The 1,848-nt window shown below is 70.7% G+C and carries 2 protein-coding genes; both read right to left on the reverse strand.

What is annotated here, in order from left to right; genetic code table 11:
• A partial coding sequence (locus ACFXOM_RS35560; protein ID WP_385041640.1) for a beta-ketoacyl synthase N-terminal-like domain-containing protein occupies nucleotides 1–1,019 on the reverse strand: 1,019 nt, incomplete at its 3' end.
• 22 nt (nucleotides 1,020–1,041) lie between these two features.
• The coding region (locus ACFXOM_RS35565; protein ID WP_384943337.1) for a beta-ketoacyl reductase at nucleotides 1,042–1,848 on the reverse strand (807 nt) is incomplete at its 5' end.

Below are 1,848 nucleotides of genomic sequence, written 5' to 3' on the forward strand. Positions count from 1 at the left end.
TCGACCACGTCCACATCCGCCGCCGACAACCCCGCATCAGCGAGCGCCGCACGGATCACCCGCTGCTGCGCCGGACCATTCGGCGCCGTCAGACCATTGGACGCACCGTCCTGGTTGACAGCCGAGCCCCGCACCACAGCCAACACCCGATGCCCCAGACGCTGCGCATCCGAGAGACGCTCGACGACCAGGACACCGACGCCCTCGGCCCAGCCGGTACCATCCGCAGCAGCCGCGAAAGCCTTGCAACGACCGTTACCGGCAAGGCCGCGCTGGCGCGAGAACTCCACGAAGCCGCCAGGGTGGGCCATCACGCTCACGCCACCGGCGAGGGCCATCGAACACTCACCGCGCCGCAGCGACTGCACCGCCAGGTGCAGGGCGACCAGGGACGACGAGCACGCGGTGTCGATGCTGATCGCAGGGCCTTCAAGGCCGAGGCTGTAGGCGACACGGCCGGAGGCGACACTGCTGGCGCCGCCGTTGCCGAGGAAGGGTTCGAGGTCGTCGGGTATGGCCTGCGGCTTCACGGTGTAGTCGTTGTTGATGATGCCCGTGAAGACGCCGACCTGGTTGCCGACGAGGGCGGTGGTGTCGATGCCGGCGCGTTCGAAGGCTTCCCAGGACACTTCGAGGAGCAGGCGCTGCTGGGGGTCCATCGCCAGCGCCTCGCGCGGACTGATCCCGAAGAACGCCGGGTCGAACTGGGCCGCATCGTGCAGGAAACCGCCCTCCCGCACATACGTCGTCCCGGGACGGTCCGGATCGGGATCGAAGATCCCCTCCACGTCCCAGCCACGGTCGTCGGGGAAGGCCGACACACCATCCGCGCCCTCCACCACCATCCGCCACAGGTCCTCCGGCGAGGACACACCACCCGGATAGCGACAAGCCATGCCGACGATCGCAATCGGGTCCGTGCCGGCGCTGATCAGCTGGCGGTTCTGCTGCTTGAGCCGCTCCGTCTCCTTCAGTGAGGCGCGCAGGGCATCGACGAGTTGGTTGTTGGGCGTAGCCATCACATGCTCCACAGGTCTCAGGTCAGGCGTCGGGGTTGCTCAGGGCGAGCTGGATGAGGCTTTCGGCGTCCATCTCGTCGATGGAGCCCTCGCCCTCGCCCGCGTCCGTGTCGGACGCGGGCGCTTCGGCGATCCCGGTGAGCGTCAGGAGGGAGTCGAGCAGGCCGGCGTCGCGGAGCCTGGCGAGCGGGAGCTCGGCCAGGGCGGCGCGGAGCCGCGCCTCCTGCGATTCGGCTGGTGCCTCGGCGTCCGTGGGAGCGAGCTCGCTCGTGAGGTGGCGAGCGAGGGCAGCCGGGTTGGGGTAGTCGAAGACGAGCGTGGCGGGCAGCCGCAGGCCCGTCGCGGCGGTCAGCCGGTTGCGGAGTTCGACGGCGGTCAGGGAGTCGAAGCCGATCTCCTTGAACGCCTGGGCGGGCTCGACCGCGTCGGCTCCGTCGTGGCCGAGGACGGCGGCCACGTTGCGGCGTACGAGGTCGAGGACGAACCGCTCGCGTTCCGCGGCCGGTAGGGCGGTCAGCCGGTCGGCGAGCGACTCCGCCGCGGCGGTCGGGCCGGCTTCGACGGTGCGGCGTGCGGGCGCCTTGACCAGGTCGCGCAGGACGGGCGGGATCATGCCGCTCTCGCGGAGGGCGGCCGTGTCGAGCTTGATCGGCGCGAGGGCCGGCCAGGCGGACGCAGCGCCGTGGTCGAAGAGCCGCAGTCCGAGTTCCGTCGGGAGGGGGAGGACGCCGGTGCGCTTGATGCGCTGGATGTCGACGTCGGTGAGGTGGGCGGTCATGCCGCTGCGCTCTTCCCAGAAGCCCCACGCCAGCGACGTGGCCGGCAGGCC

Source organism: Streptomyces sp. NPDC059169 (assembly GCF_042755225.1).
In the GTDB taxonomy this organism is placed as follows: Bacteria; Actinomycetota; Actinomycetes; order Streptomycetales; family Streptomycetaceae; genus Streptomyces.